4 protein-coding genes are annotated in these 1,654 nt (G+C 70.0%); all 4 read left to right on the plus strand.

Annotated elements, in window-relative coordinates; all coding sequences use genetic code 11:
* The coding region (locus PROKR_RS38105) for a DNRLRE domain-containing protein (protein WP_157601832.1) at nucleotides 1-441 on the plus strand (441 nt) is incomplete at its 5' end.
* Nucleotides 438-635 carry a hypothetical protein gene (locus PROKR_RS02220; protein WP_036959291.1) on the plus strand — a complete coding sequence of 66 codons (198 nt, stop codon included), beginning with the start codon at nucleotides 438-440 and terminating at the stop codon, nucleotides 633-635. The genes PROKR_RS38105 and PROKR_RS02220, both read left to right, overlap by 4 nt.
* 26 nt (nucleotides 636-661) lie before the next feature.
* Nucleotides 662-1,216 (plus strand): hypothetical protein, encoded by a 555-nt coding sequence (locus tag PROKR_RS02225; RefSeq protein ID WP_036959292.1) that lies wholly within the window; start codon nucleotides 662-664, stop codon nucleotides 1,214-1,216.
* The gene (locus PROKR_RS02230) at nucleotides 1,213-1,413 is read left to right on the plus strand and encodes a hypothetical protein (protein ID WP_036959294.1); all 201 of its coding nucleotides are present in this window, start codon (nucleotides 1,213-1,215) and stop codon (nucleotides 1,411-1,413) included. Before PROKR_RS02225 ends, PROKR_RS02230 begins: the two co-directional genes overlap by 4 nt.
* The last annotated feature ends 241 nt before the right edge of the window (nucleotides 1,414-1,654 follow it).

Below are 1,654 nucleotides of genomic sequence, written 5' to 3' on the forward strand. Positions count from 1 at the left end.
GCCAATGCGTTCGTCTGGCTCCGCAGCCCCGTCCCCGCGGGCGCTACGGTCACGTCGGCCACGCTCACACTGACGGCCCGGGGGTCCTCCACGGGCACCCGGACCGTCAGTGCTCGCCGGGCAACTGCCTCGTGGAAGGCGTCCCGGCTCAACTGGAACAACATGCCGGCCGGCGGGCCCTCCGCGGGGTCGGCGGTCGTCGGCTCCCTGTCCGACGGCGACACGGTCCAGATCGACGTGACGAGCTTCGTCCAGGCCTGGGCCGGCGGGCTCCAGAACTACGGCTGGCGCATCGCCACGACCGCGACGGCCACCACCAGTTCTACGGCTTCAACTCCGCCAACGGCCCGACCCTCACGGTCACCTGGGCCGACAACCCCTCACAGCCGACAGACCTCCGCCCGTCCGAGGCGGCTACGTCTCTCGCGCTCCCGCATGTGACGTTCGCCTACGAGGACGTGTCGGGCGACACGGAGCTCGCGTCAGCGCGCGTGCAGGTCTCGACCTCCGAGAGCTTCTCGTCGCCGGTCTACGACTCCGGCGAGGTGCTCACCACGTCGTCTGACGTCGACCTCGCCGAGATCGCCGCCCAGCGACTCCCCAACCCCTCCTTCTCGACGAACACCACGGGCTGACGGGGAACAACGCGACGCTCGCCCGGGTGACTACCCCGGTCAACACCGGGCCGGGCGCACTGTCGGTGACGGCTGTCGCGGCGGGCAACGCGTACGCCTACTCGGACCTCTTCCCGGTTGTCCCCGGCCAGACCTACACGGTCGACGCCGTCGTCCGCGCCGCGTCGACCGTGCGCTCGTCGTTCGTGCGTTTGCGGTGGTTCAACGCCGCAGGGGCCGAGGTCACGACGAGCACAGGCACCGCCAGCAACAACACCACGTCGTTCGCCGCCCGCACGGTGACCGCCGTTGCTCCGGCCAGCGCCGCGACGGTGCGTGCCGAGGTGCAGTTCTCCTCCGCAGCGCTCGGCGAGGTGCACTACGTCGACAACGTGTCGCTCGTCGGCGGCTCCGCCGCATGGGCCGGCATGTCCGACGGCCAGACGGTCAACTGGCGAGTCCAGGCGCGGGACGGCGCCGGCCTGTGGTCGACATGGTCCGAGCCCGTCCCCATGACCCGCCGAGTCAAGCCGACAGTCACGATCTCGAACCTCGGCGCTGGCGCTGCCTACGACAGCTCGCCCCGATCATCTGGTCGGTGACGGGCGGGACGCAGGTCCGCTACCGCGTGCTCGTCTACCACGTAACGGACCTCTCGCGGCCGGTCTACGACTCGAAGGAGCGCCAGAGTTCGGAGACGTCGCTGACGATCCCGAGCGGGTACCTCTTCGATGACTGGACCTACCGCGTCAAGGTGCGGGTCTGGGGACTCCCAGAACCGCGAAGCGACCCCCGGTGATCCCACCTACGCCCCAGGCCCAGGCCGATTTCCACCTCGACACCGACGTAGCAGTAGGCGGCGTGACCGGACTGAGCGTCGCTCAGGTCGGGCAGACGCCGACCGTTGATATCGAGTGGCAGCGCTCGACGACCCCGGACGGTTCGTGATCCTTCGCGACGGCCGGATCTCCCGCACGGTCGACGCCGAGGACGTCTACGTCTCCGGCACGACCTACCGCTACCGCTCGCACGGCTCCCGG

Origin of the sequence: Promicromonospora kroppenstedtii DSM 19349 (assembly GCF_000515355.1) — a bacterium.
Classification (GTDB): domain Bacteria; phylum Actinomycetota; class Actinomycetes; order Actinomycetales; family Cellulomonadaceae; genus Promicromonospora; species Promicromonospora kroppenstedtii.